We start from the raw sequence: 15,861 nt of genomic DNA, 5'->3' as shown, positions 1-15,861 counted from the left end.
AAGTTTGGAAAGGAGCGCACTGCGCTCCTTTTTTTCTTCTGCTAAACACAATGATACCCTAGTGACCTCAAGATGCAGGATTCAGAGCTCTATCGCCAACCTCAGTCCTAGCCTCTCTATTTAAACCCATCCTATCAAAGCTTTTTGACGATGAAAGTAGACAAAAGATAGGCTCCCAAGGGCGAGATTGCTTGGTTCTTATGCTGCGTTATCGATTTTTGATTTAGAACCACTAAATCGACAAATCAATGCCTTGCCTAAAAACCAAGCAATACTCGCTGAACCTAGCATATTGAGGTTACTTGGGTATATGATGAAACTTATTGCGCCTCTATCAGGTCTGATAAGGTATTCATTTTTTGACAAGTAATGTAATGAAAACTCTGCGATCATTTTTATATTGGCTGGTATTGAGTGTGTGGCTTACTGCACCAGCATCTGCTGAATTGTTTTCGAACAATGCTCAAGGGTTCACGCCCAGCTTCGATAACTCACCGAATCAATTTGTCCCAGTAGACGAAGCCTTCCCATTTAACTTTTTCCAAGACAATGATCGCATTCGCCTTGAATGGCAGGTCAAAGATGAATACTACCTTTATCAAGAACGTATTTCGGTCTCTGCAAATGGTGCCGAAATTGGTTCAATTGAAATGCGAGATGGTCAACCGTACAAAGACGAGTTTTTTGGCGATGTTCGAATCTACACTTCTCCGCTCACCGTTACCGTGCCGCTGCTGTCAGCTACAAGTAACGCAGAGCTGGAAGTCCGCTATCAAGGCTGTGCAAAAGCAGGGTTTTGCTACCCACCAGAAATTCGCACTGTGCCGATTTCAGCATTTACTTCCACAGGGGGTAATGACTCATCAAGTTCAGTGAATACAGCGCCTAGCAACTCAAAATTAAATAGCTCGGAATCCAAAAGTTCGCCTGTTTCATCAACCATTTCACAATCACAAGAATCTGGGTTTGCGGACAAACTGGCCAACAGTTGGTGGACGCCTTTACTGTTCTTTGCTTTGGGTGTGGGTCTAGCTTTCACCCCTTGCGTTCTGCCGATGTACCCAATCCTCACCAGTATCGTATTGGGCGGTGGCCAAATCTCGCAGAAACGTGCGCTTGGCTTGTCGTTTGTGTACGTTCAAGGGATGGCGCTCACCTACACTATTCTTGGGCTAGTCGTTGCATCGGCTGGGCTTCAATTCCAAGCCGCCATGCAGCACCACTATGTGTTGATTGGCTTAAGTGTGCTGTTTATTGCCCTTTCCGCTTCCATGTTTGGGGCTTACACTCTTCAATTACCAAGCGGCATTCAAACTTGGCTTAATAACCTTAGCAATAAACAACAAGGTGGCAGCAATGCTGGCGTGTTTGCTATGGGTGCGATTTCAGGTTTAGTGTGCTCACCTTGTACCACAGCTCCGCTGTCTGGCGCACTTTTGTATGTTGCTCAAAGCGGCGATATGCTCACGGGTGGCGTTGCATTGTATGCCTTAGCGCTCGGTATGGGCATTCCACTCATTGCAGTAGCTGTATTTGGTAATAAGCTTCTGCCAAGAGCGGGAGGTTGGATGGATCGCGTTAAAGTGATGTTCGGGTTCATTTTACTTGCCGCACCGATTTTCCTACTCGAGCGAATTCTTCCAGAGCTCTGGACCCAAATTATGTGGTCGCTACTTGGCTTAGCTGCATTTGGCTGGCTTTACCACGCGAAGAACAGCTTGCCATTTGGTGGTTGGAAGCAAAGCTTAGTCGGTATTATTGCCATGCTCGGAATTGTCGCATCTGCACAACCTATTCTTTCTCAGTGGTGGAACCCTTCTGCGGTTGCCCAAGCTGAGCCAACCGTGGCGTTCAAACGAGTCAAAAACCTTGCAGCGCTAGAAGCTGAACTGCAGGCTGCCAAGCAGGCAGGGAAGCCCGTCATGCTCGATTTCTACGCCGATTGGTGTGTCGCGTGTAAAGAATTTGAAAAATACACCTTCCACGCCCCTGAAGTGGAAGCAAAACTGCAGGGCTATGTATTGCTTCAAGCCGATGTCACGAGAAGCATGCCAGAAGACATTGAATTACTGCAAAAACTCGAAGTATTGGGGTTGCCCACTATAGAGTTTTGGGACGCAAATGGGGAATATTTGCCGAATGCGCGCCTCACTGGCTTTATGCCAGCCGAACCATTTCTTGCGCACTTAAATGCACTGTAACCGTTCTAGCAAAGCAAACACCTCTATATGAGCCCGATTTTTCGGGCTCACATTTTTTTGTTTCATTTCTGTTAAAAGCTCAAATTTTCAACATAATAATCTCAGTGACGTAACTGAGTTTTTTTATCATGAAACGGATTATCTGCACATTGTGTGTGAGTTTGGGGTGGCTATTTTCCACACTGGTAATACCCCAGAATATGGCCGTTGCCAGTAATATCCAATCGAACGACATTGTAGTGCTCACTTCATTCCCTGAAAGCTTTTACTCGCCTATTCGAGAGGCGTTTCAGGATAAATACCCCAATACTCACCTTCGCTTCATCAATAAAAAAACACCCGCTTTAATGGCGCACTTAGAACAGCGCCGAAGCCCAAATGCCGACCTCATTTGGCTCAGCTCATCCGATGCCATGGCTCAGCTTGCCATTGCAGGTTTCATCCAGCAGAGTCATACCTTTGCATGGTCACAATTTGGCTTCTTTTGGAATACCGAGAGACTTGAACAGATCAATCTACCCACACCCACCAGCTGGGAAGTGATCACCTCTGAAAGTTTTCAAAATCAAATAGCCATGAGCGCGCCTTCTCGCTCCGGCACTAACCATCTGGTGATCGAACTCGTATTGCAGCAATACGGCTGGGAAGAAGGCTGGAAACTATTGTTAAAACTCGGGGGAAATCTAAGCACCATTACCGCTCGCAGCTTTGGCGTACGGGAAGGCATTTTAAGGCAGCGCTTTACGGTTGCCCCTGTTGTCGACTTTTTCTATCGCAGCGCGTTAGCCAATCAAGCTCCAGTTGGGTTTCATCCGTTTCCCAATTCGCCACTTATTCCGGCACAAATCGGCATCACCAAGCAGTCTCCTTCTAATGCTATTCGCCATACCTTTGTTGATTTCATATTGTCTGATGAGGGGCAAGCTTTGCTCAACCAACCCAACATCAATCGAATTCCTTTTAAAGTGGGCGTTGAGATGGCAGAAAAAAGTGGTACGTCAGATTTCAATAGCGAGCTTTCCGCCAGCCGATATCACACCGTCAACGCTTTGTTCGACCAATGGATCACACATCGACTGGATGCTTTACATCGGTTTTGGATCGCATGGCATCACATCCACCAGCAACCACTCTCATCGCCCCAAAAACAAAAATTAGACGACATATGGGCGTCAATTAGCCAAATTCCTGTCGAAGAAGACGTCGCCTCCGACCCTACTCTCAACCAAAAACTCAGTAGCGTGCACCGCTATGAGGATTTTTATCAGCGAATAACGGGGCTATGGCAATCGCAAATGAATGCTGATCTAGAGTCCGCCATATCCGAGCTAGAGCAGCTTTCTCGTGAGGTTTCCCCATGAAAAAACGCCACAGTATCGCGCTTAGAATCTTTGCACTTTTTATGGCGCTAGGCTGTCTTGCCATCGGCATGGTGGTATCTAACGTCGTCACACTCCAACACCTCGCCTCCTCTTCAGAAACTTGGGGGCAAAAACAGCTTCCGGTTATGGTCGCCGCTGCCAAGTTTGCGGAGTTGGGCGGTCAGATAACGACAGACGCTACTCACTTGGCATTAGCCAAGTCCGCCAGTGCGCTTCAGGAGGCCAATCAAAGTTTACAAAATACGCTTCCCAAGCTGAGCAGTTTAGATCCACAAAAGCTGTCTCCCAAACATCATCAAGAAATGCAACGGCTCGCTTCGGAACTCAAAGAAAACATTCGTAAAATCTATGCCAATACCGAGCAGAAACTGCTGATTCAAGAACGCCAGCAACAACTTAGGCAACAGCTCTATTGGACACAAATCGATTTTGTAGATGAAGTCATTCCGCTTACGGAAGAAAGCCAGTTCAACCTCGGACTGTTAATGGACAAGCTCGAAAAGAGTCAGGTGCTGTCTAAATCTGAATTTGCCTCTCTTCAATTTGAGAGCAACAGCCAGAGCCAGCTTTTAAAGCTTGAAGCCGATGTAAACCTAGTGCTGGATCTACTCCAGCGTGTCTCTCTGTTTTCAAGCCAAACCGACATTTTGGCAGCGCAAAGCATGATCGATGAAACCATGGTCACCATTTATCAGCAAATCAGCGCACTCAAGCCACTTCCTAGCACGGTTACCATTCGTCAAATTGCGTCGCAGCTCAACGACCATGTTACTGGGAGTAATACCCCCATTCAGCGAGCACTCAGAGTATTATCTCTCGATGAAGGGAACCAAGAATTGCTTGCTCAAAACCGAGCACTCATTCAAAGCATTCGCCAATTCATTTCAGAAGCCGTTCGCGAAGCCGAAGCACAGGCAACCAATACCGCAAGCAGTATTACCGATATCGTGAACACCAGCCGAACTCAACTCAACGTCACCATCGGCACTATTGCCATACTGACAATATTTGTTGCTTTGTACCTTAAAAACCAGCTCCTCAGCCGATTAGCCACCGTACTTCGAAGCATGCGACATTTGGCACAAGGCGAGTTGCAAACACCGTTAAAAATAGCGGGGCAAGATGAAGTGGCCTCGTTGGCGCACGCCACCAATGTATTTAACCAAACCGCAAGGCAATTGAGGCAACGTACCAGTGCTCTAGAAGAAAAAAACCACCAGCTTTTAGATGAAATTGAGCAGCGCCAGCAAGCAGAAAACAATTTAAAAGAAACCCAAGAAGAATTGGTTCAAGCCGCCAAACTGGCCGTGCTCGGGCAACTAACCTCAGGCATCGTGCATGAATTTAGCCAGCCATTAGCCGCCATTCGTTCGAACAGCTATCTCGCCTCTCAATACTTAAGTAAACAGCAACCAGAGCAAGCGCTAGAAAAATTGGACCGAATAGATCGCATCACCGACAGAGCGACTAAACTCTGCCAACACCTTAAATCCTTTGCTCGCAAAACAGACGACGTAACCCAAAGAACCTACGTATACAAAGCGGTGATCAACGCCATAGATTTATTCACAGAAAGCTTGCCTGAGGATTGGGTCACCATCGATATTGCAACCGATTTATGCGTTCGTGCCAACGAAATACGGCTAGAGCAGGTTTTGGTCAACGCCATCAGCAATAGCTTAGACGCCATTCAACAGAGACTAGGAGACGATGAATTTCATCCTTCTATTTCCATTTCAGCCAATCAATCGACCGACTGGATCAACCTGTGCATCACCGATAATGGGTGTGGTATGAATCAAGAACAAATCGACCAAATCTTTGAACCTTTCTTCACCACAAAAGAGGTGGGCAGCGGCTTAGGGCTCGGTATGTCGATAACACATAACATAATTCAAGATTTCGGCGGCACGATCTTTGTGCAGTCTGAAATGAACAAGGGAACGGAGGTCATGGTATGTCTCAAACCCATGTAGTACTGGTGGAAGACGATAAAGAACTCAGAGAAAGCCTGAGCGAGATCTTAGAACTGAATGACATGATCGTCACGGCATTTGCTTCTGCCGACAAGGCGCTTCCTTGCATTCAATATAACGCCAATAGCATTGTCATTTCAGACATCAGAATGCCCAACATGGATGGTATGACGTTCTTACAACACCTACAGCAACTCGACGCGGAGCTGCCCGTGATTCTGATTTCAGGTCATGCGGACATCGAAACCGCGTTGCAATGCATTAAACAAGGTGCCTTTGATTTTGTCGAAAAACCGCTGAGACCAGAGCACCTTATCGGGCTCGCAACCAAAGCCATTCAGCATCGCGCCCTCACGCTCGAGAACCGAAGGCTGAAACAAAGGAATCCTCGTAACATCACATTGGATGAACTGCTCATTGGCGAATCCGATTCCATGCAGAAACTCAAAAGCCGGTTAATGACCCTCGCCAATGCCGATGTCAACATTGTGATCAACGGAGAAACAGGCACAGGCAAAGAGAAAATCGCCCGTACCTTACACAGCCAGTCTGAACGCAGTGATAAACCATTTGTCGCCATTAACTGCGGCGCTATGCCAGAAAACCTAATTGAGTCGGAGCTGTTTGGTCATGAAGCAGGCAGCTTTACTGGAGCCAGTAAAAAACGGATCGGCAAAATAGAATACGCTTCTGGCGGCACCTTATTTCTCGATGAAATAGAAAGCATGCCGTTATCCGCTCAAATCCGTTTACTGCGAGTCATTCAAGAAGGTGAGCTAGAACGAGTGGGCAGTAATCAAGTCGTAAAAGTTGATTTGAAAGTTCTTTCCGCTTCAAAAGACGACTTATTCGACCTATCACAACGAGGCGTTTTCAGACAAGATTTGTACTACCGCCTAAACGTCGCCAACCTAGACATCCCACCACTGCGAGACCGAAAGTCTGATATCCCGATGCTATTGGGGTATTTCATTCACGGCGCCGAAAAGCGTCTTGGGCAGAAAGCCCCCACCCTAACGCCGATGCATTTCCAGCATCTCATGTCTCATGACTGGCCTGGGAATGTGCGCGAACTGATGAACGAAGCAGATCGGATCGTTTTGGGCATATCGGATCTTATCTTCACCAGTAACCAGCAAGAATGTCACAGTTTGGCGCATCAGATGACACAATTTGAGTTTTCTGTCCTTCACCATACCTTGATTCAATTTGATGGTCATATTGGCGCAACAGCAGAACATCTAGATATCCCACGTAAGAATCTGTACTTAAGAATGAAAAAGTTTGGCTTGAAAAAAGAAGATTACGTTTTGCCAGAAGAGTAGGTCATCGGTGACCTACTCACAGATCACATTCGTCGTCATTTGACACACTGTGAGAAGTCGAAAAACCATAACACACTAAAATTAAAGGAGTTAATTTAAATTTAACATTGGCATAACATTTGAACTATTAACGATAGGTTATCGCACAAATCGCTGGTAACCCGCACATGGATAACCCTACGTTGATAAAAATGGAGTGCACAATGAAACATGGAATCAAACTGCTGACACTAACCAGCGCAATGATGCTCGCAATGGGCAGCGCATCCGCTTGGGCAATGTCGGACAAAGACTTGGTGATCGTCACCTCGTTTTCCAATGACGTGACCGACGTTTATAAAAAAGCGTTTGAAAAAAAATACCCCAACGTAAAAGTCGAAATCTTAAAGAAAAAAACCACATCCGGTATCAAGTATCTGCAAGAAACGGCTTCTCGTAACAACTCCGATATTTTCTGGGCTTCAGCCCCCGATGCTTTTGAAGTGCTAAAAGACAACGACTTACTGGCACAGTACCAATCCTCAGTAACCGGTATTCCCGAGAAAGTAGGATCATTTCCTATTAATGACCCAGACGGTTACTACAAAGGGTTTGCGCTTTCGGGCTACGGAATGATGTGGAACGAACGCTACATGAAAGCCAAAAAGCTGCCTATTCCCAATGAATGGGAAGATTTGGCTGACCCCGTTTACCACAAACACGTAGGAATGTCGGCACCTTCACGCTCAGGAACCACTCACCTAACGGTAGAAGCGATCCTTCAAGGTAAGGGCTGGGAAGATGGTTGGGCAACGCTAAAAGCCATTTCAGGTAACTTCCGCGTAGTCACCGAGCGAAGTTTTGGTGTGCCAGATGGCGTAAACAGTGGCTCATTTGGTGTGGGTATTGTAATTGACTTCTTTGGTCTGTCGTCGAAAGCAACAGGTTTCCCGGTCGACTTCCACTATCCGACAGTGACGGCACTTGTTCCCGCTAACGTTGGTAAAGTCAAAAATGCACCGAACCAAGAAGCGGCAGGCGCTTTTATCGATTTCCTACTCTCTGACGAAGGGCAAGAGCTCCTTCTCGATGAAGGGATTCAGCGCTTACCCGTCAACCCAAATGTATACAGCAAAACGCCTGAAGGTTTCCCAAACCCATTTACAGGTGAAAAGCTTGGAACGGTGGATTTCGATCTCAACCTATCCAAATCTCGCTACAACGTCGTCAATAGCTTGTTTGACGTCATGATCACCTACCGTATGGGGGAATTGCGCAGTGCAACGAAAGCCATTCAAGAGGCTGAATCCAAAGCGAAATCTCAAAACAATGCCAAAGCGCTAGAGCTGGTTGCTCAAGCTAAAGCATTAATCAATCAAATGCCCATCACAGCGCAAGAAGCCAGTGACCCTGATTTTGCCGGTATCTTCACTAAAAAGCGTAAGAAGAAAACCGACAAAGTCGGCGCTCGTCAGGCTGAAATTGAGCAAGCTTGGGATAAAAAAGTCGTCGTTAACTACGACAAAGCGAAAGCGCTTGCCGAACAAGCTATGGATATGCTGTAAGCCTTTTCCGCTCTACAACATCTGATTCCCCCACTTGTAGGTCAGCACCACGTAATTGCGTGGTGCTGGGGGGAATTTTTATCTCAAGAACATGGAGTTTCTTATGAGTAGTGTCTCTCTTCCACAGTCAAAAGACGACACAGGACAAAAAGGCCGTGGTTTGCTGAAAAAAATTCGTGAAGATTGGGGATTATATTTATCCGCCATCATCATCGCCTTGTTCATCATCGTTTTTCTTTTTGTACCCGTGTTAAAGGTCATTTTTGTTGCTTTCCAAGATCAAGAAGGCGGCTTTTCACTGGTTAACTTTCAAGATTTCTTTGGTTCTTCTTTGTTCCAAGAATCTTTCTTTAACTCTTTCTATGTTGCCTTCATGTCGGTGGTGGTGGCGTCTATTATTGCCATGCCTTTGGCGTACTTCACCAGCCGATTCCAGTTTAAAGGTACGGTGCTGATTCAAACCTTAGGTATTGTGCCTCTTATCATGCCGCCCTTTATTGGCGCCGTCGCGATGCAATTACTGTTTGGTGAAAACGGCACAATGAACTTGCTTTTGGACGAATATTTCGGTTTCACGATCCCGGTTATGGAGGGGTTGAATGGCGTTATCTTTGTTCAAAGCGTTCACTATTTCCCATTCATTCTGATTAACTTATCTGCCGCATTGCAAAACATTGATCGCTCAATGGAAGAATCGGCGCAATCACTGGGTTCTTCAGGCTTAAAATTGTTTAGAAGAATCGTATTCCCACTCGCTATGCCTGGCTATGTTGCGGGGGCGTCGCTGGTGTTTGTGAAAGTGTTTGATGATTTAGGCACACCACTTTTACTCAACGTAAACAACATGCTGGCTCCGCAAGCGTATTTGCGCATTTCATCGGTGGGTATTTCTGATCCGATGGGGTACGTTATTTCGGTTATTCTCGTAGCGTTTTCTGTGTTTGCACTTTGGGTTTCTTTCCAAGCGTTAAAAGGAAAAGACTACTCCACCACGCAAAAAGGCGGCGGCGGTTTATCCAAGCGTGAGCTTCGTCCTATGGAAATGGTGGGTTGCTATGCGGTGATTGCCCTGATCCTCATGCTGGTTCTGGCTCCGCACTTTGCTTTGTTGCTGCTTTCATTTGGTACGATCTGGAGCTTTAGCCCACTCCCAGACGGTTTCACGATTGATCACTACACCACCGCGATCACTCAGGCTTCTGACTTCATCACCAATACTCTGCTTTACGCTGGTCTAGCGGGCATTATCGATGTCATTTTGGGCACCGCGATCGCTTACCTTGTCTGGCGCACAAAAATGGTGGGGAGAAAATGGCTCGATTTTGGTGCCATGGCCGCTCTCGCGGTACCGGGTGTTGTTCTCGGCATTGGCTATTTGCGTACCTTCTATGATGTTGAATTACCGATTGTCGGCACATCGATGGCAACGTGGTGGGGAATCATTGTGATTGCGTTGTCTGTAAGGCGCTTACCTTATGCGCTTCGCTCCTGCGTAGCCGCGTTACAGCAGGTTAGCCCTTCACTTGAAGAAGCCTCTGAAAACCTAGGAGCAACCCGCTCTCGAACCATCCGACGCATTGTCGTGCCACTAATGGCTGCAGGTATTTTGGCAGGGTTTGTCACAGCATTTGCCACTGCTGCGGTTGAGCTTTCCGCCACCATTATGCTCGTTGCACAAGAATCGGATGCCCCATTGGCTTACGGCTTGTACATCTTCATGCAAAGCGCTGCTGGGCGGGGTCCTGGTGCTGCTTTAGGTGTGATTGCCGTAGTGATAGTTGGGTTAGCGACGTACTTGTCGCACACCATTGTTGAACGTACTCGCCAAGCTCACGGCGAAAAGAGTCATTAGAGTCTGTTGACCAATAAAAAAAGGAATTTCCCATGAGTTTAGAAAACAGCCAACAAGTCGGCATTACCATTAAGGATCTCACGTTAGCATTTGGGGAAACCGAGGTGCTAAAAGGGGTGAATTTAGACATCCAGCCCGGAGAGTTTTTCGCCTTTCTTGGTCCTTCCGGTTCAGGTAAATCTACCCTGCTCCGCGCGATCGCTGGGTTTGGTCCCGTCCCTAACGGACAAATATTGTTGGGTGATGAAAACGTCATCGAACAGCCACCGTGGAAGCGCAACGTAGGCATGGTGTTTCAAAGCTACGCGTTATGGCCGCATATGACGGTGCGCCAGAATGTGGCCTATGGCTTAGAAGAACGCAAAGTGCCGAAACCGGAAATCAAAAAACGGGTGGATGAAGCGCTCAACCTCGTCGGCCTTTTTCATTTAGCTGAGCGCCGACCTTCACAACTTTCTGGTGGTCAGCAACAAAGGGTCGCCATTGCACGAACGGTAGTCGTTGAACCACGCGTGTTGCTTCTGGATGAACCCTTATCGAATCTGGATGCGAATTTGCGTGAACAAATGCGACGTGATCTTCTTGATCTGCAACGTCAATTAGGATTAACCACGATCTTTGTTACTCACGATCAGGAAGAAGCCAACACCATTTCAGATCGCATTGCGGTTTTGGATCAAGGCGTGATTCAACAGATCGGAGAACCCATTGAACTCTACGATAATCCTGCTAATAAGTTTGTTGCCGATTTCTTGGGTACTGCGAACGTATTGAATGGGCAAATCACCGAATCTGGCGGAAGCAGTGTGTTCCAATCGGAATCCGGTATTCATTTCCCGTATCAAACGAAGGAACGAGGCGATATTTCGTTGGTATTCAGACCTCAAAGCTTAGAAATTTGCCACACCTCCCCCAATGCAGACGCAATAAAATTGGAAGGAAAAGTAAAACATCGAGAGTTTTTAGGTCACTTAGTGCGTTACGGCATTGATATTGGCGGTCAAATGTTAATGGTCGATGACCCTCACTTGCGAGGTTCGACCCATATTAGAAATGGATCCCCGATCTTACTGCAACTTAACCCCGATGAAATCGTTGCGTTAAGCTAAGTTATTGACATTAGTATCAATTATCAAAGAGCCGGTCTATCTTAGTCTGGCTCTTTCACATTTTCAGAAGAAAAATCAGAGAATAAGCGCATATTAGTTGTTGTATTCTGGAGACGGTGATAATAATTAAATTAACTGTCTGTTAAAGAGTGCTTAACGTCATGGACTCGACCTACACCATCCTCATCGCCGATGATCACCCACTGTTCCGTAATGCTTTATTTCAGTCGGTACATATGGCGATCAGCGGAGCCAATCTGCTTGAAGCCGATTCTCTAGAGGCTTTACTTTCCCTTTTGGAGAAAGAGCAAGAACCCGATCTTCTGTTGTTAGACTTGAAGATGCCCGGCGCCAATGGAATGTCTGGTTTGATCCAACTTCGCGCCGAATACCCAGATCTCCCGATTGTCGTTATTTCCGCAAGTGAAGAATCCAGTGTCGTCACTCAAGTTAAAAGCCATGGTGCGTTTGGCTTTATTCCAAAATCAAGTGACATGAGAGAGCTGGTGGCGGCACTCAATCAGGTACTCAACGGAGAACCTTTCTTCCCAGAAGGGATGATCACAAATAATGCTGCATGCAATGAGCTAAGTGAAAAGATCGCCGCGTTAACCCCTCAACAATACCGCGTACTTGGTATGTTGTCTGACGGATTATTGAACAAGCAAATCGCATACGAACTCAATGTTTCAGAAGCGACCATCAAAGCACACATGACCGCCATTTTTCGCAAGCTCGGTGTCAAAAACCGAACTCAAGCCGTCATTCTTCTTCAACAAATGGAGCCAGAGTCTTAGACCTTCGGCTAAGTTAACAACGTGTTAACATCTCACTTTTCGGAACACTCCTCTTTAAGGCCCCGTTTTTAGGGGGCTTTTTCATTTTATCGCCCAGACTAAAGTAGAAAAGAGTTCTTGATTTCATCTTGCTATTGTAAATCCTGATACAAATCGTTAACAACGAGCTGTTCATGTAATGAAGAGCATTCAATATCGTAAGGAGACGGCAATGGCGTTCGAAAACAAAGAACGGGCAAAGGCCTACTGGGACAAAAACGTAAGACTCATGATTTCCTTGATGGCAATCTGGTTTGTAGTGTCATTCGGTTGTGGCATTTTGTTTGTTGATGCACTAAATCAATTCCAACTTGGCGGATACAAGCTCGGTTTCTGGTTTGCGCAGCAAGGCTCAATTTACTGCTTCCTGGCAATCATTTTCTACTACGCGTGGAAGATGCGTCAGTTAGACCGCGAATTTGACGTGGACGAGTAAGGAGTCGTTAAGATGGATCTTAAAACAATTACATATTTAGTCGTCGGTGCCACCTTTGTACTTTACATTGGTATCGCCATTTGGGCCCGCGCTGGCTCGACCAAAGAATTCTATGTTGCGGGCGGGGGAGTAAACCCTATCGCAAACGGCATGGCAACAGCAGCAGACTGGATGTCGGCAGCATCGTTTATTTCGATGGCTGGCTTGATTGCCTTTATGGGCTACGGTGGCTCTGTATTCCTTATGGGTTGGACCGGTGGTTACGTATTACTTGCTCTGCTTCTTGCTCCTTACCTTCGTAAGTTTGGTAAGTTCACAGTGCCAGAATTCGTAGGCGAGCGCTTTTATTCCAACACTGCCCGCGTTGTAGCGGTAGCGTGTTTGATCATCGCATCGGTGACATACGTTATCGGTCAGATGAAAGGTGTGGGTGTTGCGTTTGGTCGTTTCCTTGAAGTGGACTACTCAACGGGTCTGTTGATTGGTATGTGTATCGTATTCATTTACGCTGTAATGGGCGGAATGAAAGGGATTACTTACACACAGATCGCTCAGTATTGCGTACTCATTTTAGCTTACACTATTCCCGCAATCTTCATTTCACTTCAGCTGACAGGTAACCCTCTACCTCAAATTGGTTTAGGTGGGACCATGGTCGGAACCGATGTCTACTTGCTCGATCGGCTTGATCAAGTCGTCACAGAGCTTGGATTCACCGAATACACCACCGCCGTCCGGGGCGATACACTGAACATGTTCGTTTACACCATGTCTCTGATGATTGGTACGGCAGGTCTGCCTCACGTAATCATCCGTTTCTTCACCGTACCGAAAGTACGTGATGCACGAACTTCAGCAGGTTGGGCACTGTTCTTTATTGCGATCCTTTACACCACGGCTCCAGCTGTAGCAGCAATGGCTCGCCTGAACTTAATGGACACAGTAAACCCAGCTCAGAACGAATACTTGAAATACGACGAGCGTCCAGCTTGGTTCAAAAACTGGGAGAAAACAGGTCTTCTAGGATTTGACGATAAGAATGGCGACGGTGAGATTCAGTACACCTCTGACAAAGCAACAAACGAGTTAAAAGTGGACCGTGACATCATGGTTCTGGCAAACCCTGAAATTGCGAAACTGCCTAACTGGGTCATCGCATTAGTAGCAGCAGGTGGCTTGGCGGCTGCACTCTCTACTGCTGCCGGCTTATTGCTCGCGATATCGTCGTCCATATCCCACGACTTAATAAAAGGGGTGATAAATCCGAACATATCCGAGAAGAAGGAGCTCCTCGCCAGTCGGATATCGATGGCGGTGGCAATTGCGGTGGCAGGCTATTTAGGCTTGAACCCACCCGGATTTGCCGCCGGTACCGTAGCCCTCGCCTTTGGCTTGGCCGCTTCGTCGATATTCCCCGCCTTGATGATGGGTATCTTCAGCAAGAACATCAACAAGGAAGGTGCAATCGCCGGTATGATCGCAGGTATCACGATTACTTTGTTCTACGTATTCCAACTTTCTAGGTATTTTGTTCATCGCTGATTGGAAATACCTAGAAAGTTGGGGCAGCAACTGGTTCCTAGGCATTGAACCAAATGCATTTGGTGCTATCGGTGCCGCCTTCAACTTCGCAGTCGCATTTGCCGTTTCTAAAGTAACCGCAGATACACCGCAAGAAGTGAAAGACTTGGTTGAGCACGTACGTGTTCCAGCTGGCGCAGGCGACGCTCAGTCACACTAATTAAAACACACGCCACAAAAGCCCCGACAGGGGCTTTTTTTATCTCCTCATCTGAGGCATTTTAGATAAAAGTCAGCAGGAAGAAGCCCAAACATGTTTAAAAACAAGCACTTTATTATTGCCATGCTCATCGCTCCCATTCTTGCCATTATTGCGTATTTCGGTACGGACGCAGCAATAAGCGAGAAACCGCATGCTGCCAAAGAAGGGGAATCTTATAAGCTGGCAAGCAAATCCAATTGCCGCTACACCAGCGGTTTGTGCAATATGGAAAATGGGGATTTTAAAGTACAGTTTCGCTCAGAAGGGATTAAAGACGGTCAATTGACGTTAAGTTTAAAAGCAGATTTACCTTTAGAGGGCGCCAAAATCGCAATAGCAGACTCCCCTGACGATAAACGTATTCCATCAAAAATGCGTAAAATCGATGCGCAAAACTGGCACTTAACCGTTAATGCTCCACAGAATGAAGAAAGCAAGTTACTGATGGTGTTTCAGTCTGGCGACACGCTATATTACGGTGAAGCAAACACCCAATTCGTGGTTTATGAAACGCTGTTTACTGAAGACAAATAGTCGATTTAAGATAAAAATTCACTCAAGAAACGACTTAATCTGAATTTTGCACGATAGATCGATTAGCGAAATTCAGCCCTAAACAACATTAAAACTCCCCCAAAAACCGTCAACCTGACGGTTTTTCTATTTCAGCTCAATCAGGATAATCTCCAAGAAATTATAAAATAGACAATCATTAATAAATACTAACAATTTGTCCATTGATAACTATATGAATTAGAAATAATAATTCGCGCGAAAATATAGATACATCAATCAGGAAATTATAAAAGTGAATAAAACAATTCTACTGAGCGCGCTATCTCTAGCTATCGCCCTTCCAGCACAAGCTCAAGAAGACAAAGCGCCAACGTCAGTAAAAACAGAAGGCTTTTACGCAGGTTTGGATTTGGGACTTTCGGGAGAATCATCTGTCTCTGGAGAATCCATTTCTAGCGATAATTCATACAACTCTGACCTAGATATTGCATCAGGCTTCAACCTTGGTTATGAATTCAAAGCCAACGACAAAATTAATGTTGCTGCTGAGTTAGAATTTTATAACTGGGGCAACTACAAAACGTTCTCAGATAGAGCAGCTGAAGCTTATATCACTAGCACTGCATTGAATGTAAAACCAAAATACTACGTCAATGACAACATCTATATTGGTGGTACTCTTGGCTACGGTTCATACACTCTTAATCTGGACTTGGTAAACAACTTTGCAATTAAGACATCAAGTGAAAATGGCTTCATTTACGGTTTAGAAGGTGGATACCAGCACCACAACGGCGTTTTAGCTCGTGCAGGTTATAAAAAGACAAGTATTGAAGACGGTGGTATCACATTAGACCTAAGTTCGTTCTACGTAGGTATCGGCTACAAATTCTAATTGTAA

At 46.1% G+C, this 15,861-nt stretch carries 11 protein-coding genes and 1 pseudogene; all 12 read left to right on the top strand.

Annotation, left to right across the window (positions count from 1 at the left end; all coding sequences use genetic code 11):
* Positions 1 to 383 precede the first annotated feature (383 nt).
* The 12 genes and pseudogenes from LDO37_RS01315 (at position 384) to LDO37_RS01260 (ending at position 15,855) form a co-directional block, all read left to right on the top strand.
* Positions 384 to 2,201 carry a protein-disulfide reductase DsbD gene (locus LDO37_RS01315; protein ID WP_399481187.1) on the top strand — a complete coding sequence of 606 codons (1,818 nt, stop codon included), beginning with the start codon at positions 384 to 386 and terminating at the stop codon, positions 2,199 to 2,201.
* A gap of 128 nt (positions 2,202 to 2,329) precedes the next feature.
* A complete protein-coding gene (locus tag LDO37_RS01310; protein WP_126609111.1) occupies positions 2,330 to 3,562 on the top strand; it encodes an ABC transporter substrate-binding protein in 1,233 nt (410 codons plus the stop codon).
* Entirely contained in the window at positions 3,559 to 5,559 is a 2,001-nt protein-coding gene (locus LDO37_RS01305) for an ATP-binding protein (RefSeq protein ID WP_126609112.1), read from the top strand. The genes LDO37_RS01310 and LDO37_RS01305 overlap by 4 nt, the downstream gene beginning before the upstream one ends.
* Positions 5,541 to 6,884, top strand: a complete 1,344-nt coding sequence (locus LDO37_RS01300; protein WP_126609113.1) for a sigma-54-dependent transcriptional regulator — start codon at positions 5,541 to 5,543, stop codon at positions 6,882 to 6,884. Before LDO37_RS01305 ends, LDO37_RS01300 begins: the two co-directional genes overlap by 19 nt.
* 203 nt (positions 6,885 to 7,087) lie before the next feature.
* Positions 7,088 to 8,428 (top strand): ABC transporter substrate-binding protein, encoded by a 1,341-nt coding sequence (locus LDO37_RS01295; RefSeq protein WP_126609114.1) that lies wholly within the window; start codon positions 7,088 to 7,090, stop codon positions 8,426 to 8,428.
* A gap of 103 nt (positions 8,429 to 8,531) precedes the next feature.
* On the top strand, positions 8,532 to 10,280 hold the full coding sequence (locus tag LDO37_RS01290) for an ABC transporter permease (RefSeq protein WP_126609115.1): 1,749 nt from the start codon (positions 8,532 to 8,534) through the stop codon (positions 10,278 to 10,280).
* Between the two features lie 32 nt (positions 10,281 to 10,312).
* Positions 10,313 to 11,389, top strand: a complete 1,077-nt coding sequence (locus tag LDO37_RS01285; protein WP_126609116.1) for an ABC transporter ATP-binding protein — start codon at positions 10,313 to 10,315, stop codon at positions 11,387 to 11,389.
* A 161-nt stretch (positions 11,390 to 11,550) separates the two neighbouring features.
* The gene (locus LDO37_RS01280; RefSeq protein WP_104400321.1) at positions 11,551 to 12,186 is read left to right on the top strand and encodes a response regulator; all 636 of its coding nucleotides are present in this window, start codon (positions 11,551 to 11,553) and stop codon (positions 12,184 to 12,186) included.
* A 211-nt stretch (positions 12,187 to 12,397) separates the two neighbouring features.
* Positions 12,398 to 12,661 carry a DUF4212 domain-containing protein gene (locus LDO37_RS01275; protein ID WP_126609117.1) on the top strand — a complete coding sequence of 88 codons (264 nt, stop codon included), beginning with the start codon at positions 12,398 to 12,400 and terminating at the stop codon, positions 12,659 to 12,661.
* 12 nt (positions 12,662 to 12,673) lie between these two features.
* Positions 12,674 to 14,402 (top strand): annotated as a pseudogene (locus LDO37_RS01270) (sodium:solute symporter family protein).
* Positions 14,403 to 14,495: 93 nt separating this feature from the next.
* The gene (locus LDO37_RS01265) at positions 14,496 to 14,978 is read left to right on the top strand and encodes a hypothetical protein (protein WP_126609118.1); all 483 of its coding nucleotides are present in this window, start codon (positions 14,496 to 14,498) and stop codon (positions 14,976 to 14,978) included.
* A 274-nt stretch (positions 14,979 to 15,252) separates the two neighbouring features.
* Positions 15,253 to 15,855: a porin family protein gene (locus LDO37_RS01260; protein WP_185829898.1), complete on the top strand. Its 603-nt coding sequence runs from the start codon at positions 15,253 to 15,255 to the stop codon at positions 15,853 to 15,855.
* Positions 15,856 to 15,861 lie beyond the last annotated feature (6 nt).

The sequence above is a fragment of the Vibrio penaeicida genome, assembly GCF_019977755.1.
GTDB lineage: Bacteria > Pseudomonadota > Gammaproteobacteria > Enterobacterales > Vibrionaceae > Vibrio > Vibrio penaeicida.
Note: the sequence above shows the minus strand (reverse complement) of the source record. Positions and strands in the feature narration are given on the sequence as shown.